This window comes from Bacteroidota bacterium, assembly GCA_040388375.1.
In the GTDB taxonomy this organism is placed as follows: Bacteria; Bacteroidota; Bacteroidia; order UKL13-3; family UKL13-3; genus JAAFJM01.
On sequence record JAZKBU010000003.1, the window covers coordinates 135,415 to 161,006 of the forward strand.

General features: G+C 34.4%; 23 protein-coding genes. 14 read left to right on the forward strand and 9 right to left on the reverse strand.

What is annotated here, in order from left to right; all coding sequences use genetic code 11:
* Positions 1 to 44 precede the first annotated feature (44 nt).
* The gene (locus tag V4538_03690; protein ID MES2380117.1) at positions 45 to 2,762 is read left to right on the forward strand and encodes an SBBP repeat-containing protein; all 2,718 of its coding nucleotides are present in this window, start codon (positions 45 to 47) and stop codon (positions 2,760 to 2,762) included.
* A gap of 10 nt (positions 2,763 to 2,772) precedes the next feature.
* Here the strand turns inward: V4538_03690 and rpe are convergent, their stop codons facing one another.
* Together rpe and V4538_03700 are read right to left on the reverse strand one after the other, a co-directional pair.
* On the reverse strand, positions 2,773 to 3,426 hold the full coding sequence (gene rpe / locus V4538_03695) for a ribulose-phosphate 3-epimerase (protein MES2380118.1): 654 nt from the start codon (positions 3,424 to 3,426) through the stop codon (positions 2,773 to 2,775).
* A gap of 46 nt (positions 3,427 to 3,472) precedes the next feature.
* A complete protein-coding gene (locus V4538_03700; GenBank protein MES2380119.1) occupies positions 3,473 to 4,165 on the reverse strand; it encodes a hypothetical protein in 693 nt (230 codons plus the stop codon).
* 237 nt (positions 4,166 to 4,402) lie between these two features.
* On the opposite strand from V4538_03700, the gene V4538_03705 reads away from it, so the two are divergent.
* Together V4538_03705 and mtaB are read left to right on the forward strand one after the other, a co-directional pair.
* A complete protein-coding gene (locus V4538_03705) occupies positions 4,403 to 4,921 on the forward strand; it encodes a hypothetical protein (GenBank protein MES2380120.1) in 519 nt (172 codons plus the stop codon).
* 36 nt (positions 4,922 to 4,957) lie between these two features.
* Positions 4,958 to 6,265, forward strand: a complete 1,308-nt coding sequence (mtaB, locus tag V4538_03710) for a tRNA (N(6)-L-threonylcarbamoyladenosine(37)-C(2))-methylthiotransferase MtaB (protein MES2380121.1) — start codon at positions 4,958 to 4,960, stop codon at positions 6,263 to 6,265.
* An 80-nt stretch (positions 6,266 to 6,345) separates the two neighbouring features.
* Here the strand turns inward: mtaB and V4538_03715 are convergent, their stop codons facing one another.
* Both V4538_03715 and V4538_03720 read right to left on the reverse strand, forming a co-directional pair.
* Positions 6,346 to 6,819 carry a redoxin domain-containing protein gene (locus V4538_03715; protein MES2380122.1) on the reverse strand — a complete coding sequence of 158 codons (474 nt, stop codon included), beginning with the start codon at positions 6,817 to 6,819 and terminating at the stop codon, positions 6,346 to 6,348.
* 64 nt (positions 6,820 to 6,883) lie between these two features.
* Complete coding sequence (locus V4538_03720) at positions 6,884 to 7,633, reverse strand: C40 family peptidase (GenBank protein MES2380123.1); 750 nt, start codon at positions 7,631 to 7,633, stop codon at positions 6,884 to 6,886.
* Positions 7,634 to 7,685: 52 nt separating this feature from the next.
* Between V4538_03720 and V4538_03725 the strand changes: the two genes are divergently transcribed.
* Positions 7,686 to 8,030, forward strand: coding sequence for an Hpt domain-containing protein (locus V4538_03725; protein ID MES2380124.1), 345 nt, complete (start codon positions 7,686 to 7,688; stop codon positions 8,028 to 8,030).
* Positions 8,031 to 8,111: 81 nt separating this feature from the next.
* Here V4538_03725 and rpmA read toward each other — a convergent pair whose 3' ends face one another.
* The 3 genes from rpmA to V4538_03740 all read right to left on the reverse strand — a co-directional run bounded on the left by rpmA (position 8,112) and on the right by V4538_03740 (position 9,661).
* Positions 8,112 to 8,384 carry a 50S ribosomal protein L27 gene (gene rpmA / locus V4538_03730; protein ID MES2380125.1) on the reverse strand — a complete coding sequence of 91 codons (273 nt, stop codon included), beginning with the start codon at positions 8,382 to 8,384 and terminating at the stop codon, positions 8,112 to 8,114.
* A gap of 30 nt (positions 8,385 to 8,414) precedes the next feature.
* The gene (gene rplU / locus V4538_03735) at positions 8,415 to 8,726 is read right to left on the reverse strand and encodes a 50S ribosomal protein L21 (GenBank protein MES2380126.1); all 312 of its coding nucleotides are present in this window, start codon (positions 8,724 to 8,726) and stop codon (positions 8,415 to 8,417) included.
* A gap of 89 nt (positions 8,727 to 8,815) precedes the next feature.
* On the reverse strand, positions 8,816 to 9,661 hold the full coding sequence (locus V4538_03740) for an alpha/beta hydrolase (protein MES2380127.1): 846 nt from the start codon (positions 9,659 to 9,661) through the stop codon (positions 8,816 to 8,818).
* 158 nt (positions 9,662 to 9,819) lie between these two features.
* Here V4538_03740 and lon point away from each other — a divergent pair, with 158 nt between their 5' ends.
* The 8 genes from lon (at position 9,820) to V4538_03780 (ending at position 20,317) form a co-directional block, all read left to right on the forward strand.
* Complete coding sequence (gene lon / locus V4538_03745; protein MES2380128.1) at positions 9,820 to 12,297, forward strand: endopeptidase La; 2,478 nt, start codon at positions 9,820 to 9,822, stop codon at positions 12,295 to 12,297.
* A 197-nt stretch (positions 12,298 to 12,494) separates the two neighbouring features.
* Entirely contained in the window at positions 12,495 to 12,944 is a 450-nt protein-coding gene (locus V4538_03750; GenBank protein MES2380129.1) for a DUF2147 domain-containing protein, read from the forward strand.
* Positions 12,945 to 13,055: 111 nt separating this feature from the next.
* Complete coding sequence (locus tag V4538_03755) at positions 13,056 to 13,994, forward strand: glycosyltransferase family 2 protein (GenBank protein ID MES2380130.1); 939 nt, start codon at positions 13,056 to 13,058, stop codon at positions 13,992 to 13,994.
* Between the two features lie 58 nt (positions 13,995 to 14,052).
* A complete protein-coding gene (gene frr / locus V4538_03760) occupies positions 14,053 to 14,619 on the forward strand; it encodes a ribosome recycling factor (GenBank protein ID MES2380131.1) in 567 nt (188 codons plus the stop codon).
* Between the two features lie 99 nt (positions 14,620 to 14,718).
* Positions 14,719 to 16,791, forward strand: coding sequence for a biosynthetic peptidoglycan transglycosylase (locus V4538_03765; protein ID MES2380132.1), 2,073 nt, complete (start codon positions 14,719 to 14,721; stop codon positions 16,789 to 16,791).
* A gap of 10 nt (positions 16,792 to 16,801) precedes the next feature.
* Positions 16,802 to 18,079 (forward strand): hypothetical protein, encoded by a 1,278-nt coding sequence (locus tag V4538_03770; protein ID MES2380133.1) that lies wholly within the window; start codon positions 16,802 to 16,804, stop codon positions 18,077 to 18,079.
* The gene (locus V4538_03775) at positions 18,069 to 19,571 is read left to right on the forward strand and encodes a DUF2079 domain-containing protein (GenBank protein MES2380134.1); all 1,503 of its coding nucleotides are present in this window, start codon (positions 18,069 to 18,071) and stop codon (positions 19,569 to 19,571) included. The genes V4538_03770 and V4538_03775 overlap by 11 nt, the downstream gene beginning before the upstream one ends.
* Positions 19,571 to 20,317, forward strand: coding sequence for a class I SAM-dependent methyltransferase (locus V4538_03780; GenBank protein ID MES2380135.1), 747 nt, complete (start codon positions 19,571 to 19,573; stop codon positions 20,315 to 20,317). Before V4538_03775 ends, V4538_03780 begins: the two co-directional genes overlap by 1 nt.
* 7 nt (positions 20,318 to 20,324) lie before the next feature.
* Here the strand turns inward: V4538_03780 and V4538_03785 are convergent, their stop codons facing one another.
* The gene (locus V4538_03785) at positions 20,325 to 21,689 is read right to left on the reverse strand and encodes an amino acid permease (protein MES2380136.1); all 1,365 of its coding nucleotides are present in this window, start codon (positions 21,687 to 21,689) and stop codon (positions 20,325 to 20,327) included.
* Between the two features lie 88 nt (positions 21,690 to 21,777).
* Between V4538_03785 and V4538_03790 the strand changes: the two genes are divergently transcribed.
* Entirely contained in the window at positions 21,778 to 22,221 is a 444-nt protein-coding gene (locus tag V4538_03790) for a hypothetical protein (GenBank protein MES2380137.1), read from the forward strand.
* A 48-nt stretch (positions 22,222 to 22,269) separates the two neighbouring features.
* Here the strand turns inward: V4538_03790 and V4538_03795 are convergent, their stop codons facing one another.
* Positions 22,270 to 23,829 carry an FAD-binding protein gene (locus V4538_03795; GenBank protein ID MES2380138.1) on the reverse strand — a complete coding sequence of 520 codons (1,560 nt, stop codon included), beginning with the start codon at positions 23,827 to 23,829 and terminating at the stop codon, positions 22,270 to 22,272.
* A 213-nt stretch (positions 23,830 to 24,042) separates the two neighbouring features.
* Between V4538_03795 and V4538_03800 the strand changes: the two genes are divergently transcribed.
* Positions 24,043 to 25,524 carry a sulfatase-like hydrolase/transferase gene (locus tag V4538_03800; protein ID MES2380139.1) on the forward strand — a complete coding sequence of 494 codons (1,482 nt, stop codon included), beginning with the start codon at positions 24,043 to 24,045 and terminating at the stop codon, positions 25,522 to 25,524.
* Positions 25,525 to 25,592: the final 68 nt, after the last annotated feature.

The following is a 25,592-nucleotide window of genomic DNA, read 5'->3' on the forward strand; positions in this document are numbered from 1 at the left end:
AACGGGGTAATAGTATTATAATTGTTTGTTAAACAAATAAGTCCATGAAAAAAATATACTTAATCAGTATTCTTTTTTTATTATACAGCCTGCAAGTCAAGTCAATTAACAAACCCTTTAATCAATCAGTGGGGTATATTGAAAACAAAGGCCAAATAATAGATCAAAATAATAGTTCTAATCCATCTGTAAAATATTTATACAATGGTAATGGTTTAAATATACAATTGAAAGTCAATGGATTTAGCTACGATACTTATACCATAGAAAAAAAACCAAAAGCAAAAAACGAAACATACGAAGAACAAAACCTTCGGGAAAAATTCAAAACTCCACAAGAAGATATTACCTATCATTTCCATCGAATAGACATAGAATTTATAGGTGCCAATACCAAGCCGACCATAGTGGCCGAACAAGCCAATACCGGCTATACCAATTACTATACCGCTGGTACCAATGAAGAGGGGGTTACTTTTGTGAAAACCTATCAGAAAGTAACATATAAAAACTTATATGAAGGTATCGACTTGGAGTTTGTATTGGACCAAAATGATAAACCAAAATACAATTTTATAATACATCCGGAAGCAGATGCCAGCCTTATAAAATGGAAATATATAGGAGCCAACAAAACCAGTATAGAAAATGACAAGATAATACTGGGTACAGCCTTTGGTAATTTAGAAGAGAGAATACCAATTAGTTATATGGCAGAAAACAGAGCAAACGTAGAGGTCAAATATCAGCAAAAAGAAAACATCTTTAGCTTTCATGCTAATTTATACAACCAAACCCAAACATTAATTATTGATCCTGTTTTATGGTGTACATATTATGGAGGAGTTGGTAGTGAAAATGGCAGTGATATGAGTATTGATACCAGCGGAAATATATTTGTTTGTGGGAGTGCATCCTCCAGTTCAAATATAGCCACAATTGGGTCTCATCAAGCAAGTCTTGGGGGTAATAGTGATGACGGTTTTATTGTTAAATTCAATAGTTCAGGAGTACGTCTTTGGGGAACTTATTATGGTGGAACTGTAAGTGATGAGTTCAGAAGTATAACGGTGGATAAACAGGGGCAAAATATTTATGCCGGTGGAGTTACAAATTCAACAATTAATATTGCAACCAGTGGTGCACATCAAACTGCCAAAGGCAGCGCTGGGACAAGTACTCCATCGGATGCATTTTTAGTTAAATTCAATGATTTAGGTATAAGAATATGGGGAACATATTATGGAGGAGGTGCCTATGACCAAGCCTATATTGTAACAACGGACTTTACAGGGAACGTTTACCTGGGTGGTTTAACAAATGCTTCTGATAATATAGCCACAAGTGGGGCTCATCAGGTAAATATTGCAGCGGTTCTATATTATGATGGATTTATTGCTAAATTTAATGCCTCAGGTACAAGATTGTGGGGGACTTATTATGGAGGAACTGGTTGGGACGCAATTGTCGGAATAGTTACCGATGTAACCGGCAATGTGTATGCTTGTGGTGGTACATTCTCAACTAGTGGTATTGCTACAATCGGGGCACATCAGGTAGCACATGCTAATATTGGTAGTGAAGATGGACTTGTGGTTAAATTCGATTCGTTAGGTGTTAGGTTGTGGGGAACTTATTATGGTGGAACATCACAAGATGGCCCAAATGATATTACAAATGATAACAATGGAGATATTTATATTTGTGGTCACACAACATCTTCTACCAATATAGCAAGTGTTGGTGCCCATATGCCAACTTATGCAGGTGGGCAGGATGGTTTTATTGCAAAATTCAATAGTTTAGGAGTACGTCTTTGGGGAACTTATTATGGAGGAAATTCACTGGATGATTTTAAGTCAATAATTATTGATAATATAGGAAATGTTTTTTTAGGAGGAGCTAGTTCCTCTACTACAAATATTGCTAGTAGCATAGCTAATCAAACAGTTTTGGGAGGGAGTAGTGATGGCATTGTAGTTAAATTTAATAGCTTTGGTGTCCGTTTATGGGCCACTTATTTTGGAGGAAATAATGGTGATGGTATAGGTAGTCTTGGTGTTGACTATGCGGGTAATATTTATGTATGTGGTAGCACATTATCCACGTCTAATTTGGCTACCTTTGGGGCACATCAAACAGCTTTGTCTAGTATTAGTTCAACTGATGCGTTTATAGCATCGTTTACATCTAGTGGTGGTTTACCTGTGAAATTACTTTCTTTTACTGGTAAAAAAGATAGTAGAAATATTACACTTACATGGCAAACAGCCAGTGAAATAAATAATGAAAAATTTGAAATAGAACGTTCTTTTAATAATAAGGATTGGGCCAAAATTGGCAACGTAAAGGGCAATGGAACGAGTAGCATAACAAATCAATACCAATTTACGGATAATAGTTTTTCATTAATTAATGAGCAACCGCCAAGTTTATATTATCACTTAAAACAAATAGATTTTGATGGTTCTTTTGAATATAGTAAAACTGTTTTAGTATCAAATAGTGGCTTTCAAGAAAATAATATATTACCCAATCCTTTTGTTAATGAATTAACTATTGATTTAAATAGTTCGAATGCAGGAATTGCTAAGGTTAAAATTACAGATGTAATGGGAAGAGAATATTATAACAGCAATGAAAATATAAGCGAAGGGTTTAATCAAATACAAGTTAATACTACACTGTTTGAAAGAGGTATTTATATAATACAAATACTGGTAAATGATGAAATAATTAGCAAAAAAGTATTAAAGCAATAAAAACAATAAACTACAAAGCTTTTAAACTTGCAATAATTTCAGTCGGATTACTGCTGGCAAACACATAATTACCTGCTACCAATACATCTGCACCTGCTTTCAATAGTTTTGGAGCGGTAACATCGTTTACGCCACCATCAATTTCTATTAAGCAAGAACTGTTTTTTTGAATAATTAAGCTTTTTAAATCAGCACACTTGCTGTAAGTATTTTCAATGAATTTTTGTCCGCCAAAACCGGGGTTCACACTCATCATACAAACCAAATCAATATCTGCTATTACATCTTTTAACAAATCAACAGAAGTATGCGGATTAAGTGCCACCCCTGCTTTCATTCCGGCTTCTTTTATGGCATGAATGGTTCTGTGCAAGTGGGTGCAAGCTTCGTAATGCACGGAAAGAATATTGGCTCCGGCATTTTTAAAATCATTAATATAACGCTCCGGCTGCACTATCATTAAATGAACATCTAAGGTTTTAGTGGCTAATTTTTTTAAAGGGACCATTACGGGAAAACCAAAAGAAATATTAGGTACAAATACCCCGTCCATTACATCAATATGAAACCAATCAGCCTGGCTTTGGTTAATCATTTCAATATCGGTTCCTAATTGGGCAAAATTGGCCGAAAGGATAGAGGGAGCAATTAAATGTTTTGACATACTGCTGCGAATATAAAATATAAGTCCGCAACATGAAAATAATTAGTTAATCATTTAATAAGAAGAAACCGATACCTAAGTTGATATTTACAACCGTTTGGTTATAAGAAACATCACCTTGTGGATATATTTTATTGCCCGTTTTATCGATAACTATAACATTTTTTGGTTTAGCATAACTTGAAATATAATCGGCTTCAATTTCTATAAACCATTTATCTTTAAGAGGCAAGTAAATGCCAATACCGAGCCCTGTAATAAAGCCAAAGCTAGAAGCTTGCGGGAACATAAGTGATTCTTTACTATTGCTAATTTCAATTTCGGCAGTTTTAGAAACGCCTAAGCCACCGAAACCTTTTATAAACAATGGTGTTTCCTTACCTTTAAATAGTAAACTGGCAATTACCCCCTGTGTGCTTGATTTTTGAAGTACTTTGGCATTATTGGTTGTATATATATTATTGGAAGCTGATCTTAAGTTACCGTCTTCAAGCCCATTGGTGTAGTAAAGATAATTTAAACCAACACAAAAAGTGTTTGCTAATCGGTATTCTGCATATAACTTATAGTTTTGACCTGTTGTTGCATAGCCATTATCAACATATAAATTAAAACCACTTGCAAAATTACCGGTAGGCATGGCAAATCCCGTTTGGATACCAATTTGTAGTTTAGGAGCTTGTCCGTATGTTTTAAAAGTTGTAATTAGTATTAATAAAAGTAGAGTTTTTCTAAGCATAATTCATGCAATTTTTGGTTAATGTTTTTTATTACAAAACAAGATGCTTCAAAATGCAATAATGATTATCTACACTCATAAAAATCAATGGACTTATTTTTTTAATGTATATATGAATGGCGGGCAAACATAATGTAAGCCTTAAAATCTGATGTAGTTTGTCTTACCCAAAAATACTTTGGTGCGAAATGTAAATTATATTTTCTAGCCTGCTTTGCATCAATTATACTTGCACCAATGTTTCGCTATAAATTCATTATTTTAATACTTTGTTTAAGTTTGGCCAGAACTGTTTTTGCCCAATACGATGACGAAGTACAACCTTATAAAGAACCACAGGGACGTAATAATTGGTATATTGAAGCAGGCGGTGCAGCCCTTTTATGGAGTGCTAATTATGAGAAATACCTGTATCAAAACAGAACAAAGTCTTTAACATGGACAGGCAGGATTGGCTTTGGTTTTTGCCCGATTGAATACAAATTATTAAACAGCGTTTACCTCGAAAAAAATTCTGTGGCCATGCCTTTTACCACGTCTCTTGTATTAGGAAAAGGAAAAGAAAAATTAGAATTAGGTGCTGGTTATACATTAGCTACTAAAAACTTTTTAGAGCGCCAGGTCTTCCCCACTTTTATTGCTGGGTTTAAAGTAATTGATAACAATGGAACTTTGCTTAGAATTAATTATGCCCCACATTACCGCGATGAACAATTTATCAATTGGTTTGGTGTGAGTTTAGGTCGTAATTTTTAGTTTAGTTTTCCTTTTTCTTTCATACTTTTGCATGCTATGCAAAAAACAGTTGCGTTTTATACATTAGGTTGTAAATTAAACTTTTCCGAAACCAGTTCTATTGGCAGGCAGTTAAGTGAGGCAGGTATGCAAAAGGTTGCTTTTGAAGCAGGAGCTGATGTATATGTGGTGAATACCTGCTCCGTAACAGATAATGCAGATAAAAAATGCAAAAAAATAGTAAAAGAAGCTTTACGCCATAATCCGAATGCATTTGTAGCCATAGTAGGCTGTTATGCGCAGCTAAAGCCAAACGAAATAGCTAAAATACCAGGGGTAGACATTGTATTAGGGGCTGCTGAAAAATTCAACATCAATAATTACTTAGAAGATTTAAATAAAAAAGAAGTTGCGGTAGTTAAAGAAGGTAAAATAAAAGAAGTTTTAGATTACCACGCAAGCTACTCCATAGGTGACAGAACACGCTCATTTTTAAAAGTACAAGACGGTTGTGATTATTTTTGTTCGTTTTGCACTATTCCATTGGCTAGAGGTAAAAGCAGAAGCGATACCATAGAAAATACAGTAAAACAAGCTGCTGAAATTGTTAACCAAGGTATAAAAGAAATAGTTTTAACAGGCGTAAATACTGGCGATTTTGGACATGGAACTGAAGAAAACTTTTATTTACTGTTACAAGCTTTAGAGCAGATTGAAGGATTGGAAAGAATACGGATTTCATCAATAGAACCAAACTTACTAACCGATGAAATTATAGAGTTGGTAGCCCAATCAAATAAAATTGTTCCCCATTTTCATATTCCATTGCAAAGCGGAAGCGATAAAATTTTACAATCAATGCGCAGAAGGTATTTAACAGCGTTATATACTTCGCGGGTTCATAAAATTAAGACGTTAATGCCCCATTGCTGTATTGGTGTAGATGTTATAGTGGGTTATCCGGGTGAAGAACATGAAGATTTTATTGATACCTATAATTACTTAAATGAATTAAATATTTCGTACTTGCATGTGTTTACCTATAGCGAGCGTGTAAACACTACAGCTTATAAATTACCGGGTAAAGTACCCAATAGCGAACGTGCAGATAGAAGTAAAATGCTACATATTTTATCAGACAAAAAACGTCTGGCGTTTTATAACGAACATGTTGGTAAAACCTATCCGGTACTTTGGGAGGCAGAAAACGATAACAATATAATGTATGGGTTTACCAGTAACTATATAAAAGTTAAAACTAATTACGATCCTATGTTGGTGAATGAAATAATAGAGGTTGAAATTACTGCCATTGATAACGAAGATATGGTGGCTAAGTGCAAGCTATTACAAATGGTTTATTAGTACGGGCTAATTATACATATTAAAACAAAAAACGCAAGTACTTAAAGTGCTTGCGTTTTTTGTTATGTGTTAAGCCTACTTTAGTTTAAGCCGGCAAGTGTAGCATTGATAGCTTCAAAATTAGGCATGTTGCTCGGAACATCTAATACCTCGGCATATTGAATAATACCTTCTTTGTCAATTACAAATGCAGAACGCTTAGAAACACCGTGCATACCAAAAGCAGGGAATGTTTCGTGAAGGGCATGGTAAGCAGTTGAAGCTGTTTTATTAAAATCCGATAACAAATCAAATGATAAGTTTTGCTCCTCTTTAAATTTACCTAATGTAAATAATGAGTCAACAGAAATAGCAACAACATCAGCGTTGTCGTTTTTATACATGCTAATGCCATCGCGCACTGCGCATAATTGTGCCGTACATACACCGGTAAATGCAAATGGAAAAAAATGTACAATTAAATTTTTATCCTTAAAATCTTCTAGTTTTACTTCTTTTTTGTCAGAGCTAAACAATGAGAAAGAAGGTGCTTTATCGCCTTTTTGTAATGTCATGTTTTATTTGTTTTGTTTATATAATTTGTAACCACAATGGTATAAAAATTGTTTTGAAGAGTTGTTATAAAACCTCCATTATTCGTTTTATCAACCTGAGCTTGTGGCTGTATTTTTTACTTTCATTATTAATAATACCAAAATTATCTATTTTATCAATACGTACTTTGCCACTGGCATGTATAATGGTTTCATTGTCCAGCAAAATACCTACATGCGTAATGCGCCCTTCTTCATTATCAAAAAAGGCTAAATCGCCTAATTTTGCTTCGCTTAAAAAAGCAAGAGTTTGCCCTTGCTCTGCTTGTTGGTATGCATCGCGTTTCAATAAAAAACCATATTGTTTAAATACACTTTGCGTAAATCCGCTACAGTCAATTCCCCAGGCAGTTCGTCCGCCCCAGAGGTAAGTAGTATTTAAAAACTGTTTAGCTATATCAATAAATGGTAAAAACGTTTCTTTGTAATCTAGTTGAAAATGCTGATTGGCAATGGTAAATGATTGGTGTCCATATATACAGCTACCGGCAGGTACCAGCATATTAGTACCATTTATTTGTACACTTAACTGAGGATAGCTTTTAACTATACTCACATTGGTAAGATTATGGAGTTCTTGTTCGCTTATAGTATCATATTGTCCTTCACTTATCCAGCCGGTATAATGGTCGTCAAAAGTTTCAATTTTTATCCAATCAGCCTGTTGGTGAAGTACTTTATATTTTTCGCCAAATAACACTTGGCTCACCATTTCACTTTTGCTTGTAGGCTGTTCTCTTAACGGGATAAGTGGAAGTAAACAAATGCCAAACATATTTTTTATATTTAAATTAAATCGTTTATTTGTACAAATCTAATTAAAAAACATGAGTAATATAGACCTTACCTATTTAAATGAAATATCAGGTGGCGATAACGCCTTTATTCGCGAAATGCTTGATTTGTTTTTAAATACTACGGCTATTGAAGTAAACGATTTTGACCCATTATTGGCGAATCAAAATTATGAAGGAATAGGCCAATTGGCGCATAAAATGAAAGCCCCTATACAAATGCTAGGTGCAAGTGATTTGTTTGAAAAAGTACGCGCATTGGAAGCAATTGGTAAGAATAAAACCAATTTAGAAAGCGTTCCCAATTTAATTAATGAAATAAAAGTAAGCATTGATAATTTGAAAATTGAAATTGGTCAATTATTGCTTACTATGTAAGAAGCTAAAACGATAGAAACTAAAAAATCCCGACACTTTTTAAAGTATCGGGATTTTTTATTGGATTAATGTTTTATATAATTAAGCTTCAGCTTTTTCAGCTAAAGGTTTAATAGAAACATAACTACGATCGTTAGCTTTTTTACGGAAAACAACGGTTCCATCAATTAAAGCAAATAATGTATGGTCTTTTCCAATTCCTACATTATCACCTGGGTGATGTTTTGTTCCGCGTTGACGAATAATGATATTGCCAGCGTCAGCTCTTTGACCACCAAATATTTTAACGCCTAAACGCTTACTGTGCGATTCGCGTCCGTTTTTCGAACTACCTACACCTTTCTTGTGAGCCATGGTATTTAAATTTTTTTAGTTAAACAATAATTAAGCGTTTATAGCTTCAATTTGAATTTGGGTGAAACATTGACGATGTCCATTCAATTTTCTGTAACCTTTTCTGCGTTTTTTCTTAAACACAATTACTTTGTCACCTTTTAAATGGGTTAAAACTTTCGCTTTAACATTTGCGCCTGATACGGTTGGCAAACCTACGGTTACTGAGCTACCATTATCTAATAGCAGAACCTTGTCGAATTGAACACTGGCGCCTTCTTCGTGCTGTAAACGGTGTACATACACTTTTTGGTCTTTTTCAACTTTAAATTGTTGGCCAGCAATTTCTACGATTGCGTACATGATTTATTAATTTTAAATTTTTAAGGGCTGCGAATATATGCTAATCTTATTTAAATCCAAATACTTAATCAAATAATTTTGAATAAGTATCAAATTCGTTTTTCAATAAATGCCTGAATAGCAGCATTTACCTCATCACTTTTTTCAATTTGTACAAAATGGCCTGCATTTTTTAAAAGCAGTACCTCGCTGTTTTCTATTAAAGCTTCCGCTTTTTTTGCAATGCTGCTCACCGTTTCGGTAGGATGCAGTAACAGGTTGGGAATCATTGCATCGTTTTCTCCAAAAATAATAAGTGTTTCCTGATTTATTTGGGGCAAAAACTGTTGTACTTGCTCTGATAGCATGCCATTAATGGAAGCCGTAATCATTTGCTGCCAATTGCCCGTTTTTTGTAAAGGAATAAAAGCTTTTGATTCGTCAATTACTTTATTAATAAGCTTATGATCAAAACGATAAAAGCTTTGTTTAATCGCATTTTCCAAATAAAACTCATTGCTGTACATAAATTGCCCCATCTGAATACTTTGGTTAACCATCATTTTATCCAACTCAGAAAAGTACTCAAGCCCGCTTGCTGCTATTAAAACAAGTTTACTAACCAAATGCGGATAGCGCAAGGCAAACACCATGGCTATATGCCCACCCATACTGTGCCCTACTAAATGAATAGTTTCCAATTGCAAAACATCTATTAATTTTTTGATGCATTCGGCATAAAAAAACATGCTGTATGGATAGTTTCCATGGCTTGAGTTTCCGTTACCGGGCAAATCAATGGCTATGCAACGAAACTTTTTAGAAAGGTTTTCTGTTGTATAATTCCAAATTCCTTTGTGATTACCTAAACCATGAATAAATAAAATAGTTTGTTTCCCTTTGCCTGATTCATTGTAGGCAATTTCTATATCAGATGTGATGAATGTTTTGTTCAATTTAATAATATAAGCGAGTGGCAAGTTATTTTAATTATTTAATTAGACTTATGTTTAAATAAGAATTAGAAAAATAAAGCAACTAAATAAAAGGTAAAGGTATTTGGCACTTGAATTGCCAAATATTAATTCCTTAAAAAATAATCACCGTAATATAAATGATAAATATACCTGAAGACGTTAATTTTGAAGAGTGGGCAGATAATGACGATGATGATTCCACCGGTATTCCGATAACACTTGATGATAAAGATTTATTGGTAAACGTGGAAGATTTGCCCGAAGTGCTGCCAATTTTGCCGCTTCGTAATACAGTTCTGTTTCCAATGATGGCATTACCTGTTAGTATTGGACGCGAAAAATCCAATAAACTGATTAAAGATGCTAAGAAAAACAAATCGTATATTTTAGTTGTAACCCAAAAAAACATAAAAGCAGATGAACCGGAAATTGGCGATTTGTACAAAATTGGGACTTTAGCCAAAGTATTAAAGGTTATTAAACTCCCCAATAACCAAGAGACGGTTTTTTTACAAGGTATTAAGCAAATAAGCCTGCATGATATTACTGAAACAGAACCTTATCTAAAAGGTACATTTACGGTAAATGAGCAATTGGTTGATACAGAGGATAGCAATACGCGCGATTTAATAACAACCATTAAAACATTAGCTACTGAGTTAATTCAATTGCATGGCGCTTTTTCGCCAGAAATGGCTAGTGGCATTAAACGTATTGACAATCCATTGTTATTGATGGCATTGGTAGCTACTAATTTAAATGCAGAAGTAGAGTCGAAACAACGTATTTTAGAGAATGATTCCTTGGGTAAAATGGCTCAGGTGCTGGTTGAGTTAATGATGGCTGAAAAAGAGTTGTTACAACTTAAAAATAAAATACAAGACAAAGTACGTGGAGATTTGGATAAGCAGCAACGCGAATTTTTCCTTCACCAACAAATTAAAGCTATTAATGAAGAGCTGGGCTCAGAAAGCCCGGAGCAGGAAATTGAAACCTTAAAAGCAAGAGCTAAGGATAAAAAATGGCAACCGGAAATAGCAGAAGCATTTAATAAAGAACTGGAGCGTTTGAAAAGAATTAATCCAATGGCTCCTGATTATAGTATTCAGGTTAATTACTTAAATACCTTGTTGGATTTGCCATGGGATGAAACAACAAACGATAACTTTGATTTAAAAAGAGCAGAAAGCATTTTAAATGAAGACCATTTTGGGTTAGAAAAAGTAAAACAACGTATATTAGAATACCTGGCAGTTTTAAAACTAAAAGGCGATATGAAAAGCCCTATACTTTGTTTGTACGGCCCTCCGGGAGTCGGTAAAACAAGTTTGGGCAAATCAATTGCCAAGGCTTTAGACAGGAAATATGCACGTATAGCATTGGGTGGTTTGCATGATGAAAGCGAAGTGCGCGGACACCGTAGAACTTACATAGGAGCTATGCCGGGGCGTATTATTCAAAACCTGAAAAAAGTAAAAAGCAATAATCCTGTTTTTGTATTAGATGAAATTGATAAAATACAAACCAGTTTCAGAGGCGATCCTTCCAGTGCATTATTAGAAGTATTAGATCCAGAACAAAACGGAACTTTCTACGATAATTTTGTAGAGATAGATTATGACTTATCAAAAGTAATGTTTATAGCTACCGCTAATAATTTAGATGCTGTTCAGCCTGCTTTGTTAGACAGGATGGAGATTATAGAAATTAACGGATATACTTTAGAAGAGAAAGTAGAAATAGCCAAAAAATATTTAATTCCAAAACAGGAATTGAATCATGGTTTGAAGAAAAACAGCTTTGAACTAAGTAATGAAGTGTTGGAAAAAATTGTAGATGGCTACACCAGAGAAAGTGGTGTACGTGGTTTAGAGAAAAAAATAGCTGCTATTGCAAGGCATATTGCTATGCAAAAAGTAATGTTTAAGAAAAACAAAAAAACAATTGACTTAACAGATATTCAAACCATTTTAGGGGTTGAGCGTGGCGATAAAGAAATGTATCAGGGTAATGATGTGGCAGGAGTAGTTACAGGTTTAGCCTGGACAAGTGTAGGGGGTGAAATACTTTTTATTGAAAGTAGTTTAACTAGGGGAGCAGGCAAACTTACATTAACAGGCCATTTAGGCGATGTAATGAAAGAATCAGCTATTACTGCATTAACTTTTCTGAAAGCACATTGCGATTATTTGGGTATAGACCCGAAGGTATTTGACAAGTTTGATATACATATACATGTGCCTGCAGGAGCGGTTCCTAAAGACGGTCCATCAGCAGGTATTACCATGCTTACTTCATTAGCCAGTTTATTTACCCAACGCAAAGTAAAACCTCAATTGGCTATGACCGGTGAGATTACTTTACGCGGAAAAGTATTGCCAATTGGAGGTGTAAAAGAAAAAATATTGGCAGCTAAGCGAGCAGGAATTAACCATATAATTTTATGCGAAGCCAATAGAAAAGATGTAGAGGAAATAAGTAAACATTATTTAAATGATTTAACTTTTCACTATGTAAAAAATATGCTTGAAGTTATTGATTATGCTTTGCTTGATGAAAAAGTAGAGCACCCTGTAAATATGACTATTGAAGAAGTAAAACCCACTGAAAAATAGATTTTATTGAATACCTGATTTTACCGTGCATCAATAGAAAATGTATAAAAATAAAAAGACCTGCATATTGCAGGTCTTTTTATTTTTAGGGTGCTGAATAATAACTTGAAATCGCAGTGATTGATGAGGTTTGCGATTAAATAAGTTTTTTTAATGGGTAAAATTATGCTAATTGCAGAAACTAAAATTTATAATACATGAAAAAATTATTATTGATTACAGTAACTATAATTTCTAGTTTGTTTACTGCATTTGCACAACAAAATAACGATGATATAGTTGGTGTTTGGGAAACAGGTAATGGCAAAGCGAGAGTAAAAATTGATAAAGTAGGCGATTACTATTTTGGTAGAATTATTTGGTTAAAAGAACCATTGAGCGTAGATGGAAAACCCAAAGTAGATAAGAACAATAAAGATGTGAACAAGCGCAATACACCTATACTAGGTTTAAGACTAGTAGGTGGTTTTAAATGGGAAAGTGAAAACCGTTGGGAGGGAGGAACCATTTACGATCCGGAAACAGGAAATGAGTATAAATGTAATATTACACTGGTAGATAAAAACACCATGAATATAAGAGGTTATATTGGTATAAGTATGTTTGGGCGAACCGATACCTGGAAACGCATAGAACAAAAGAAATAGATTTTAAAACCTGCCTAAAAAGAAGACTATTTGTTGTCTAATGAAGAGAGCCTGTGAATAGTTGAAAATTGAGTTTAGGATTTTCGTACGCATTCTATATTTTCGCCCCGCATGAGTAAGCAATCATTATCTGTAATTATTCCTTGTTATAATGAGGAGCTTATGATAGAAAAAACCTATCAAAGAGTAAAAAACGTTGTTAACCAATTGGCAATGGTTGATACACAGATAATTTTTATAAATGATGGAAGTAAAGATCAAACAGCTAATCAGTTAAATAAAATAGCAGCTAATGATAATCAGGTATTTGTAATACATTTTTCCAGAAATTTCGGACATCAGGCAGCGGTAACAGCCGGTATTAATAATTGCAATACAGATATAGCTATCATTATAGATGCTGATTTACAGGATCCACCGGAGTTATTTGGTGAAATGATTGACTTATACAATTCTTCAGCGTGCAATGCCATTTACTGTGTTCGAAAATCAAGGCCGGGTGAAACCTGGTTTAAAAAAATAACCGCTAAATATTTTTACCGCTTAATGGATAGGTTAAGCGAAGTACCTATTCCGCTTGACACGGGTGATTTTCGCTTGATAGATAGCCATATTATAAACGAATTTAAACAGTTAACAGAAAGCAATAAATTTGTACGTGGTTTAATAAGTTGGATAGGTTTTGTACAAATACCTTTTTACTACGAACGCCATGAACGCGAAGAAGGCGAAACAAAATACCCATTGAAAAAAATGATACGTTTTGCTTTGAATGGTATTATGTATTTTTCGAAAAAGCCACTTAAAATTTCCATTCAGTTAGGCTTAATGAGCACCCTGTTAGCCTTGGTACTTTTAATATACATACTATACGGCTATTTTGTAAGCGGGGAGGCTGTAGCCGGTTGGGCCAGTACTTTAACAATAGTTATTTTCTTTGGAGGTATTCAGCTGCTTACCATAGGTTTAGTAGCTCAGTATATTGCCAATATTTTTGACGAAGTAAAAGGCAGACCGGATTATATAATTGCTAAAAAAGTAAATTTTTAAATTAGTATCTTGCCGACCTTAAGTTAAATTAAATTAATATTCAAATAAAAATTATACCATGAGTGACCCACGTTTAAAACCAGTATTAGATAGATTGAAAGAAGAAATGGATTTTGCCATAGAGCATGCCAACAGTGAATTTACTAAAATAAGAGCTGGAAAATCACACCCGAGTATGGTAGATGCGGTAAAGGTTGATTCATACGGTCAATTAGTGCCTATTAACCAGGTCGCTAATATTAGCACGCCTGATGCAAAAACAATTACTATTCAACCTTGGGAAAAATCAATGATACAAGCCATTGAAAAAGGAATTGTTATTGCCAATTTAGGTTTTAACCCTACTAATGATGGTACTTTAATTCGTATTATTTTACCACCATTAACAGAAGAGCGCAGACGCGAAATTGCTAAGAAAGCAAAAGGCGAATCGGAAAACGCTAAAATAGCTGTTAGAAATATTAGAAAAGAAATAAACGAAACCATTAAGAAACTACAAAAAGATGGTTTAGCTGAAGATGAAGCTAAAACGGCTGAAGCAGGTGTACAAAAAACCACAGATGCTTATATTAAAAAAATTGATGATCTTTTAGCTGTTAAAGAGGCTGAGATTATGCATGTATAATTAATTGGTTAATTACTAATTATTTATTCGCAATGGTTGGGTTAGTTTGGTGCTTTCTCAACCATTGTTATTTTTAACAATTATATTTAAAGAGAGCCTGTGGTATTAAAAAACAATAAAATAAAATCAATACTCATTATTGCGCTAAAGTTTATAGGTGCTTTTTTAGTGATTGCTGTTGCTTCATTTTTTTTATTCAGGGGCTATTTTTTAGATAAAGCCATTGCTAAAATTAGCAATAAATTTAAAACCAAATACCAAGCCGAACTTAAAATTGGCAATGCTTCATTTATAGGGTTAAGTGGCGTACAGTTAGACAATATAACACTGGTTCCTGAGGGAAAAGACACCCTATTAAACATTAATTATTTTGCAACAAGTGTTAGGTTTTGGTATTTGTTTATAGGTGAAGTACGTGTTAAAGATTTAAGCTTAAAGAGCGGTTATATTCAACTGGTAAAAAAAGGCGATGATAAAAATTTTGATAACTTTTTAAGTAAAAAAGATACTTTAAAAGAGGACACAGATAAGGCAGGCAGTAAAATAAACTATGCCAAAGTAGTTTATAAATTAATATCACGGTTATTGGCACAAGTGCCTAATAATGTTTTAGTAGACCAACTCAGTTTAAAGATAGTTGATAATGATAAACACCTTGATTTAGCTATCAATGAGCTTTCACTCAACAACCAGGTATTTGATAGTAAAATTATAGTTACCGATAATTTTCAAGCCCAGAAATGGCGTATTAGCGGAACTGCAAAAACAAAAGAACGCAGGGCAGATTTAAACATTGAAAGGGTAGATTCAGAAATGGTTATTATTCCATACCTGAATGAACGTTTTGGCTTAATGGCCGCATTTAATAAAGTACGTTTTCAATTAGATGGTTTTGAGTTTAGCAACGAAGAGTTAAAAATAGATGGCGCTGCGGCTATTGATAATTTACTAATTAACCATGAACGTATTGCTAAAACAGATGTAATTATCAATCACGCAGATATTACTTATCATTATTTATTTGGTACCAATTTCCTGTCGTTGGATAGCAGCACTACAGTCACTTTTAACCAAACAAAATTTCATCCGTATTTTAAATTAGAAGAAAGGGCAGATGATGAAGACCTGAATAAAAAAGTGCCTCGCAATAAAGAAAACATATTCTATAAGTTTTTTGATAAGTACATTGTTTCCATGAACGTGCGAACAGAAAAAACACTTGCACAAGATTTCATTAATTCATTACCAAGTGCCTTGTTTAGCCATATACAAGGAATGGAAGCAAGTGGAAGTTTTACTTACAAACTTGATTTTAAACTAGACATTCATAAGCCGAACGAAATGGTTTTTGAAAGTGAAATTGATAAAGATAATTTACACATAACACAGTACGGACAAGCTAACTTGGAAAAACTAAATGGCAGCTTTATGCATACACCTTACGAAAGAGGCAGACCACAACGTTCGTTTATGGTAGGCCCGGAAAATGTAAACTATGTAACATACGAACAAATATCGCCATTCATTAAAAAAGCTATTTTAACTACAGAAGACCCATCGTTTATGTACCATAGAGGTTTTGTGAATGAAGCCTTTCGCCAATCCATTGCCAAGAATATAAGAGCCGGAAAATTTGCACGTGGAGCCAGTACCATTAGCATGCAATTAGTTAAAAATGTTTTTTTAACACGCGAAAAAACGATGGCGCGTAAGCTGGAAGAAATTTTGCTCGTATACATTTTAGAAAACAATTATGTGGTTCCAAAGGAACGCATGTTTGAAGTTTACCTGAATTTAATAGAATGGGGTCCTAATGTATATGGTATAGGTGAAGCTTCGCGTTTCTATTTCCAAAAAAGCCCCGCAGAACTAACACTGAACGAAGCTTTGTATTTGGCCAGCATTATTCCAAGTCCGAAAGGGTTTATGTATAAGTTTGCAAAGGATGGAACTTTAAAACCTTACATGGAAAGAACTTTTCAGTTTATTACCAATAAAATGTTGGTGCGTAACTTAATTATACCTGATGATACCGTTGGGTTAAATTTTAAAGTAAATATTAGTGGCATAGCTAAAAGCTATATTATTAAAAGTGATACCATTGTTAACGATAGCATTTATATTGACGATGATGGATTAATAGGAACGGTAGGAGATAAGCAAGAGGAATAAACAGTACCGTATGCCAATAAGTAGTAAAATTAATAAGACTGGTTTAGTAATATATGCTTTATTTTTAGTAGAGTTATTGGTGTTTTTTATATTTAAAAAACAGCTCGATTTTATTGTGGCACCTATTATATTTACTGTTTGTGGTCTGGCTATAGCCTATTATCCTTTAGTGAAAGAACCATTGAATGGTGTGGGGAATAGGGCTCCTCAAAAGTCTAATAAACATATTGTATACTTAGCATTGGTTGTAGTGAGTGTAAGCTTTTGTTTATGGGCACATTTTATCTTTATCAATAATCCAATCGACATTAAAAAATCAGATATTATTCCCTACATAAATGAAGTATATGTAAAACGGTTTTTAAACAATGAATGGGTTTATGCAAAAGCACCCGGTTTGGGTTATGGCAATTGGACTCCCAATTATTTACCCTTTCACTGGTTTCCTTTTGTATTGGCTAAAGTATTGCAAATAGATTTCCGTTGGATACCCTTTGTTGCCTATTTATTGAGTGTTTTTATTTATGCCAAACAATTACTAAAACAGGCACATTCAGCTATTAATATAACGGGTAAACTTCTGTTACCATTTGTTATATTAATTTTTATCTGTTTTAAACAAACAAGCGAATTAGCACATACCGTAGAATTGCTAATAGCCAGTTATTATTTTTTGCTAAGTATTTTTATCAATAACAATTCATTGGGTGGGAGAGGTTTTTCATTAACTGCTACTTTGTTATCGAGGTACGTGGTTATATTTTATTTGCCGGTAGCGTTGTTAATAGAATGGTTAAGTAATAGGAAACAAGCCATACTACAAGTTGTTTTTGTATTGGTAGCTGTTAGTATATGTTATATTATTCCGTTTTTAAGCAGAGATTGGAGCATCTTTACCGAAGGAGCCAAGTCGTATGATATAGCTACATTGGGCGAATGGGATGGACAAGACTGGCAACCTAAAACAGATAATCCATTTCAACTTTTTCAAGGATTGGGTTTTGCCTCATGGGTATATTTATTAAGCAATGCCCCCTTACCGGCCAGGGTTGATTTACATAAACACATTATGTTTGCGGCTATTATTATAAGCATTGTTTGTTTAGCGTATATAGTATTAAAAAAACACAAAACGGTTAAACCGCAATTTCTACATTTATTAGCTTTAAAAGCACTATTAACTATTGTGTTTGCATTTGCTTTAGTTCCTTACAATTATTTGTTTTGGAGCTCTATTGTTATATCCATTACCATAGTTTCTAATTATAAATTAGTCGATGAAAATTAAAAGTAACGAACATAAAATAGCTTATATGATAATGGTATTTTTTGCCATTATATTTTGTTCCATATCATTGGTTAACCATTATAACTTTAGAACATACTCTTTAGATTTAGGTTTGCATAACCACGCTATGTACGACTATAGAAACTTGCGCCCCAATTATTCATTGTTGTTAGTGCCTCTTTTTAGTCCTCGTAACCAGTTAAGCGATCACTTTGATTTAATGGTTGTTTTGCTATCGCCCTTAAGCTTTATTTTTGGTAATGCCACTTTGTTGGTAGCACAAATTGCAGCCGTTATATTAGGAGGCTTTGGCACATACAAATATTTTAAATCAAAAGCAGCAGCAGGTTCTACATTGCCTAATTATGCCTTGTTTCATTTTTACAGTATCTGGGGTATTTATTCAGCCCTTTCATTCGATTACCATAGCAGTGTAATTGGTGCTATGCTTGTGCCATGGTATTTTTATTTTTTTGATAAGCGAAATGTAAAAATGACCATACTCTTTTTTGTACTTATTATTATTTGTAAAGAAATAATGGGTTTATGGTTATTATTTATCAATTTAGGTTTAGTACTACAAAACAGAAAAGATAAACAACAAATAAAAAAAGCACTTGCCTTTGCAGGTATAAGCCTTGTTTACTTTTTCTCTATGATTAGTTTTGTCATTCCGGCTTTATCACCAACGGGTAATAACTATATTCATTTCTCGTTTGATGTATTAGGTAAAAATCCGGCAGAAGCTATTAAAACCATTCTAACCAGATTTCAGTTTGCTATTACCTTGTTATTTGAAAGCAATAACCCCAATCCGAAAACATTTGCTATTAAAACCGAATTACATTTTTATGTATTGTTAGCAGGAGGCTTTGCTTTGTTTTTAAAGCCTCAATATCTAATTATGCTTATTTCCATATATGCACAAAAATTGTTTAATACTGACCCGATGAAATGGGGTTTAAATTACCATTATAGCATAGAGTTTGTACCCATTATTACATTTGCATTGTATACATGGCTTATAGAAAACGAACCGTTAAAACACAAAGAGAGATATGCATTGGCTTTTGTGCTTTTGACATTTGGTTCTACCATAGCTTCATTAGATCATCGTTATTCAGTTTATTACGATAAAGTACAGGCTAACTTTTTTGATGCACGACATTATAAACAAAGCTTTGATGTGTCAGACATGCATGCTATGATGAGCAAAATTCCTGCTGATGCAAAAGTGAGTGCAAGTGCCGCATTGGTACCGCATATTAGCTTAAGAGATACTATTTACACCTTTCCGGGTATTCAAAATGCCGATTTAATTTTAATTATTAAAGAAGGGAGTACTACCTTTCCCCTTACTGTGGCAGAGTTTAAAGCAGTGATAAAAAAAGTAGAAAACGATACGTTGCATTACAATAAAGTATATGACCAAAACGATTTGCTTATTTTTAAAAACAAAAATTATATAACCCCCATAAATTTTAATAACTAATGGATACCCAATACTACAAAGAATATTATGAATTAGAACGCAGTAACTGGTGGTTTACCGCACGTTTGGAAATTTTAAAATCACATATTCAAAAACTATATCCGGGTAGAACCGATTTAAATATTTTAAATGTAGGTGTAGCCACTGGAGCTACTTCTGTTATGTTAGAATCTTTTGGTAAAGTAAAATCAATAGAGTACGATGAAGTATGCTTTAATTTTGTAAAAGAAAAACTACAGATTGATATAGAACAAGGCAGCATATTGGAACTGCGTTTTGCTGAAAATACATACGATTTAGTTTGCGCTTTTGATGTAATAGAACATGTAGAAGACGACCAGTTAGCCGTTAATGAAATGGCAAGGGTTTGTAAGCCTGAAGGCTTTGTTTTTGTAACCGTACCTGCGTTTATGAGCTTGTGGAGTCAGCACGATGTAGTGAACCACCATTTTAGAAGATACAAAACCGATGAGTTAAGTAAACTGTTTAACAAAAGCGGACAAATACAATACCTAACCTACTTTAATTCGTGGTTGTTTATTCCTATCTGGTTGGTACGTTCATTGAGCAATCAATTTCCTAAATTGTTTAAACGCGATGGTTCAGGAAGCGATCATTCTATGTTTACATTGGGCTTTTTAAATACTGTTTTATACTATCTGTTTTTAAGTGAGAATACATTGCTTAAACGAAAAGTAAGTTTTCCTTTTGGTGTATCAGCTTTGCTAAGTTGGAAAAAGAAATAAGCATTGCTCATTTCTTCCTGATAGCGTAATAAATAGGAATACCTGCCAATACAAAACACAAGCCGGTAAAAGCAAATGCTGTTTTATACATCAATAAACTAACACAAATAACAAGTGCCATTACAATGTATAAAATAGGTAAGTAAGGGTAAGCAAATACTTTATAAGGTCTTTCTGCCTCCGGTTGTTTTTTACGCAGTATAAATACCGCTGCTACAGTTAATATATAAAACAACAAAACAGCAAAAACCACGTAATCTAACAAGTCATTATAAGAGCCGGAAAGTACCAGCAATGCAGCCCAAATAGCTTGAAAAATCAATGCTTTTTGAGGTGAGTTGTTTTTATTCAATTGCGATGCCTGTTTAAAAAATAAACCCTCATCAGCCATTACTTTATATACCCGTGAGCCACTTAAAATAATGCCATTTACACAACCAAAAGTGGATACCATAATTAATACAGCCATAATAATAGAACCATTGTTGCCAAATATTTTTTGAAGCAATAAAGTACCTACTCTATCCTGTTGAGCATTTTGAATTTCAGGAATACTTAAGGCATTGATGTAAATAAAATTAATAATAATATACAATAGTAAAACACTACCTGTTCCAATAATTAATGATAAAGGTAAATTGCGTTTAGGGTTTTCCATTTCACCTGCTGTAAAAGTTATATTGTTCCATGCATCGGCACTAAAAATAGAACCAACCAATGCAGCCGAAAAAATAACAATACTAAATGTGGGTATGTCTAAACTCGCTGATGGAGCGTACTCAATAGCCTCGCTTGGCTGATTGGTGAAAATAAAGTACAAGCCTGCAAAAATGATAAAGAGCAATGAGCCGATTTTACTAATAGTAAAAATATTTTGTAACAAAGCCGCTTGTTTTACTTTGCCAAAATTAAATAAGGTTAACAATACAATAAGCGCTATACCCAATACCTGCGTTGAGCTAATGGTAAAAGTATAGGTACTCGTAATAACTTGCGAAAAAAGTATTTTCTTCTCGCTAAATATCGGAAATATAACACCACTGAATTTAGCAAAACCCACCGCTACCGCAGCAATGGTTCCTGTTTGAATAATGGTAAACAATGTCCAGCCATATAAAAAGCCAAATAGGGGTGAGTAAGCCTCTTTTAAATATACATATTGCCCGCCCGCTTTAGGCATTAAAGCAGCCAACTCACCATAACTTAAAGCAGCCATAATAGTAAGCAAAGCAGTAACTAACCATGCCGCAATAAGCATGCTGGGCGAACCCAACTCACGCATCATACTGGCAGATACAATGAATATACCTGAGCCAATCATGCTGCCCATAATGAGCATAATACTATCCAATAAGTTAAGTTTTTTATTCATTGCTGTAAAGTTTGTAATAACTAGCCAAGTATAATAAATAATTCACAAGGAACAGAATTATTATATTTGCGCTACTTTATACATTATTATGGAAAACAACACTACAGAGCAAAACGCAAGTGAAGCCTATTGGAACAAACAACAAATAATATTACCTAAAATATATTCGAAGCAAGTCATTGTGTTTTTCTCCGTTTTCTTCTCTGCCATATTTGGTGCCGTGCTGTTAATGCAAAACTTAAAAGATGCTGGTAAACGTAGTGAAGCCAACAAAGTATTATTTTATGCCATACTGTATACCGTATTAACAATTTTTATAGTAAACATACCTGCCAAGCCACAAACAGCACTTTCCTTTATATGTAATTTTGCCGGAGGTATTGTATTAGGCGAAGTGTTTTTTAAGAAACATTTTCCCAATGAAGGGGCGTACGAAAAGAAAACCATTTGGAAGCCTTTGTTTATTTCATTCCTTATTCTTGTTCCTTTTGTATTGGCTATGATTTATTCAATTGATGAGATGGCTAAGTAATAGCCATAATTAAGGGGTTGATTCGCTCGAACAGAAGGAATGTTTTTATTATAGAAGTAAAGAAACTGCAATAGCCTTGGCGCAATTTTCTCCATCCATAGCAGCACTTACTATACCTCCGGCATAACCGGCACCTTCAGCACACGGATACAATCCTTTTACTTGAATATGTTCAAACGTTTCCTTGTTACGTGGAATACGTACTGGTGATGATGTCCTGCTTTCCGTAGCCAGTAAAATAGCTTCGTTGGTTAAATAGCCGTGCATTTTTTTGCCAAAAGCCTTCATAGCACCTTGCAAACTTTTAGCTACATACGAAGGTAATATTTCACTTAAATTACGACTAACCGTTCCGGGTAAATAACTGCTGTCAGGCAAAATGGTACTGGTTTTATTGTTTACAAAATCGAGCATACGTTGTGCAGGGGCTTGTAATGTTTTATTGCCTTGCTCAAAGCAGTTTTTCTCCACCATGCTTTGAAAATACATACCCGCTAAAGGTCCTTGTTTTTCAAAAGCTTTAAAATCGTCCTGACCAATAGAAACCACCATGCCTGAATTGGCAAAAGGATTGTTGCGTTTAGATGGACTCCATCCGTTTACTACAATCTCTCCCGGAGCCGTCATGGCAGGTGCTATAATACCACCCGGACACATACAAAAACTAAACACGCCTCTGTCATTTACCTGTTCCACTAAGCTATAACTTGCCGCAGGCAAATATTCACTGCGTTGTGAACCACATTTATATTGTATGCTGTCAATTAATGCCTGCGGATGTTCAATGCGTACACCCAAAGCAAAAGGCTTGGCTTCAATGGCTATATTTCTGTGGTGCAATAGTTCAAATATATCGCGTGCAGAATGGCCGGTAGCTAATATTACTTGTTGACAGTTGATAGTTGTTTGTTGGTTGATGGTGAGTGATTTTATTTTATCACCATCCAATGTTATATCCGTCAATTTGGAGTTGAAATGTATTTCGCCTCCGCAGTTTATAATCGTTTCCCTTATTTTTTCAATAATATGTGGTAGCTTGTTTGTACCAATATGTGGGTGACTTTCGTACAATATGTTTTCTTCTGCACCGTGGTAAACCAATAGCTTTAAAATACGGTTCACATCACCACGTTTAGAAGAACGCGTATATAATTTACCATCGCTATAAGTGCCGGCACCACCTTCACCAAAACAATAATTGCTTTCCGGATTTACGGTATTGTTTTTAGTTATGTTAGCTAAATCACGTCTGCGTTCACGTACGTTTTTACCACGTTCAAAAATGATGGGTTTTAAACCCAATTCTATTAATTGTAAAGCGGCAAATAAACCCGCAGGGCCTGCGCCAATAATGGCTATTTCTTTTGCATTACTTACATTCTTAAAATCAAATGAGATAGTTTCTTTAACCGGATTTTCGTTGATGAAAACATCTAAAGTTAAATTAATGCGTACAGGTTTTTTACGTGCATCAATCGATTTTTTAACATACGTAAAACCATTTATTTCATTAAAATCAATACCAAAATTTTTATTGATTTCAAGCTTAATATCAGCGTCCGTTTTTAGCTGCTCAGGTAAAGCAGTTAATTGAATAGTTTTCTTCATAATACGTTAGGTTTTTATCCTAAAAAGGTGTGCAATAATAGGGCTATATATTCAAATTGAAAAATAGTTGAAGTTTTGTTGCAGTATGAGAGAAGTAGGGGAATTGATACTTTTTGACAGATAATGCCTACATATTAAACATGTAACATGAACAATATTTGTTACCAAGCGGATTTTGTTAGTTTTGATTTTATACCCTAAAATAAAACAACTATGAACTTTAAAAAGAACCTTGAAGAACTTGGAAAACAACCCGATTTTTTAATTATTATAACCGATCAACAGCGCGCTACCCAACACTTCCCACCCGGCTGGGAAGAACAATATATGCCTAACCTGACTTTCTTTAAAAAGAATGGTTTTAGTTTTGACAGAGCGTTTTGCAATACATGCATGTGCTCACCCAGCAGAGCCACTTTACTCACAGGAACTTATCCTGCCCAGCATGGTGTTTCGCAAACCCTGACCGAATTAGGCATTTACTCTCCGGGCGAAATACAACTAGACAATGCATTGCCTAATATTATGAATATGTTGCAAGGCGAAGGTTACGATGTACAATACAGAGGTAAATGGCACCTGAGTAAAGGTACTACTACCTATAATACATTGATGTCGGCCGATATTGCTTTGTATGGTGGAATGGGCTGGGTTGCGCCCGATGCGGGTGAAGATACAGACCCTCTTAATTTTGGTGGTGGTTTTGCTAACCATGATGCCAAATTTATTGACCAGGGGATAAAATATTTACAACAAGTAAAGGCCAGAAGAGCTGCAGGCGATGCCAAACCTTTTTGTTTAATAGTGTCATTAGTTAACCCGCACGATTTATTGGCGTATCCGCAAAGTGCCGGAACCTATGGCTATAACTCATCCAACTGGTTAATACGTGAAGTCGGTTTGCCTAATACGGTGGATGAGCCATTGCTGGAAAATAAAAAACCCATTGCACAGTTTCAAACACTGCTTAAACTGAATGGAGGCTTAGGTCCTTTACCTAACGATGAGGATAAGTTAAACTATATTAACTTTTATGCATACTTGTTATCAAAGGCCGATAATGAAATCAGCCAATTAACCAAAGAGCTATATGCATCCGATGCTAATGGTATTAAGCTAGCTGACAAAACAATTGTAATACAAACAGCCGACCATGGAGAAATGGGTTTAGCACATGGTGGTTTACGCCAGAAAATGTTTGTAGCTTATGAAGAAGCAATACGTGTGCCGTTGGTTATATCCAACCCTGTACTATTTGCTGGTGATAAGTTACAAAGTTCATTGGCACTGGCCTCACTGGTTGATGTATTACCTACTATTGCCGATATTGCTAATGTAGCTAATCCTCCAAGCGGATTACGCGGAGTTAGTTTATTACCTGTAATAACAGATGGCACTCCCGTACAGGATAGCATTTTGTTTGCTTTTGACGATACCAAGGCAGGGTTGAATAATATGCCATCGTTTGTAAATGCAGCTAACCGTATACGTTGCATACGCACCGAAAAGTGGAAATATGACTATTACTTTGATGCAATGGGGTCTTATGCTATGCAATATGAGTTATACGACTTGGTAAATGACCCTGATGAATTGAATAACTTGGCTTATGACCCCACTTATCAGTCTATAAGAGAAGAGTTAGGAAAACAATTGAAACATTTAGAAACAACTAAACTTATGGTACATACCTAATTGTTTGTTCCCGGCTCCGCTCAAATTTATCCAACTGGGTTCATATTGGGCGGAGTCTTATATCAATT

What these genes read in the sequence shown, in the direction of transcription:
- V4538_03690 (MES2380117.1), top strand. Translation starts at nt 45, where the DNA reads ATGAAAAAAATATACTTAATCAGTATTCTTTTTTTATTATACAGCCTG.
- rpe (MES2380118.1), bottom strand. Translation starts at nt 3,426, where the DNA reads ATGTCAAAACATTTAATTGCTCCCTCTATCCTTTCGGCCAATTTTGCC.
- V4538_03700 (MES2380119.1), bottom strand. Translation starts at nt 4,165, where the DNA reads ATGCTTAGAAAAACTCTACTTTTATTAATACTAATTACAACTTTTAAA.
- V4538_03705 (MES2380120.1), top strand. Translation starts at nt 4,403, where the DNA reads ATGTTTCGCTATAAATTCATTATTTTAATACTTTGTTTAAGTTTGGCC.
- mtaB (MES2380121.1), top strand. Translation starts at nt 4,958, where the DNA reads ATGCAAAAAACAGTTGCGTTTTATACATTAGGTTGTAAATTAAACTTT.
- V4538_03715 (MES2380122.1), bottom strand. Translation starts at nt 6,819, where the DNA reads ATGACATTACAAAAAGGCGATAAAGCACCTTCTTTCTCATTGTTTAGC.
- V4538_03720 (MES2380123.1), bottom strand. Translation starts at nt 7,633, where the DNA reads ATGTTTGGCATTTGTTTACTTCCACTTATCCCGTTAAGAGAACAGCCT.
- V4538_03725 (MES2380124.1), top strand. Translation starts at nt 7,686, where the DNA reads ATGAGTAATATAGACCTTACCTATTTAAATGAAATATCAGGTGGCGAT.
- rpmA (MES2380125.1), bottom strand. Translation starts at nt 8,384, where the DNA reads ATGGCTCACAAGAAAGGTGTAGGTAGTTCGAAAAACGGACGCGAATCG.
- rplU (MES2380126.1), bottom strand. Translation starts at nt 8,726, where the DNA reads ATGTACGCAATCGTAGAAATTGCTGGCCAACAATTTAAAGTTGAAAAA.
- lon (MES2380128.1), top strand. Translation starts at nt 9,820, where the DNA reads ATGATAAATATACCTGAAGACGTTAATTTTGAAGAGTGGGCAGATAAT.
- V4538_03750 (MES2380129.1), top strand. Translation starts at nt 12,495, where the DNA reads ATGAAAAAATTATTATTGATTACAGTAACTATAATTTCTAGTTTGTTT.
- V4538_03755 (MES2380130.1), top strand. Translation starts at nt 13,056, where the DNA reads ATGAGTAAGCAATCATTATCTGTAATTATTCCTTGTTATAATGAGGAG.
- frr (MES2380131.1), top strand. Translation starts at nt 14,053, where the DNA reads ATGAGTGACCCACGTTTAAAACCAGTATTAGATAGATTGAAAGAAGAA.
- V4538_03770 (MES2380133.1), top strand. Translation starts at nt 16,802, where the DNA reads ATGCCAATAAGTAGTAAAATTAATAAGACTGGTTTAGTAATATATGCT.
- V4538_03775 (MES2380134.1), top strand. Translation starts at nt 18,069, where the DNA reads ATGAAAATTAAAAGTAACGAACATAAAATAGCTTATATGATAATGGTA.
- V4538_03780 (MES2380135.1), top strand. Translation starts at nt 19,571, where the DNA reads ATGGATACCCAATACTACAAAGAATATTATGAATTAGAACGCAGTAAC.
- V4538_03785 (MES2380136.1), bottom strand. Translation starts at nt 21,689, where the DNA reads ATGAATAAAAAACTTAACTTATTGGATAGTATTATGCTCATTATGGGC.
- V4538_03790 (MES2380137.1), top strand. Translation starts at nt 21,778, where the DNA reads ATGGAAAACAACACTACAGAGCAAAACGCAAGTGAAGCCTATTGGAAC.
- V4538_03795 (MES2380138.1), bottom strand. Translation starts at nt 23,829, where the DNA reads ATGAAGAAAACTATTCAATTAACTGCTTTACCTGAGCAGCTAAAAACG.
- V4538_03800 (MES2380139.1), top strand. Translation starts at nt 24,043, where the DNA reads ATGAACTTTAAAAAGAACCTTGAAGAACTTGGAAAACAACCCGATTTT.